The organism is Brachybacterium sp. AOP42-C2-15, assembly GCF_052377065.1.
In the GTDB taxonomy this organism is placed as follows: Bacteria; Actinomycetota; Actinomycetes; order Actinomycetales; family Dermabacteraceae; genus Brachybacterium.
On sequence record NZ_JBQSWK010000134.1, the window covers coordinates 1 to 289 of the forward strand.

The 289-nt window shown below is 66.4% G+C and carries 1 protein-coding gene; it reads right to left on the bottom strand.

From position 1 onward, the window contains the following. Positions 1–289: ISL3 family transposase (locus ACT3SQ_RS19360; protein WP_444601636.1), on the bottom strand; the 289-nt coding region annotated here is incomplete at both ends.

The following is a 289-nucleotide window of genomic DNA, read 5'->3' on the forward strand; positions in this document are numbered from 1 at the left end:
AGGGTGCGGCGGGACTTGTAGAGAGGGTCGTCTTTGCGGCCGCGACGCTTGTGGAGCTTCTGCTGGATCCGGCGTCGGCAGTCGTCCAGAGCGTCTCCGGCCAGGCGGACGACGTGGAAGGGATCCATGACTGCGACCGCTCCGGGGAGGACCTCGCTGGTGGCCGTCTTGAACCCTGTGAACCCATCCATCGCGACGACCTCGATGCAGTTCTTCCACGCCTCGGGGCGGGCCTCCAGCCAGGCCTTGAACGCCGCCTTGGAACGGCCCTCGACCATGTCCAGCAACT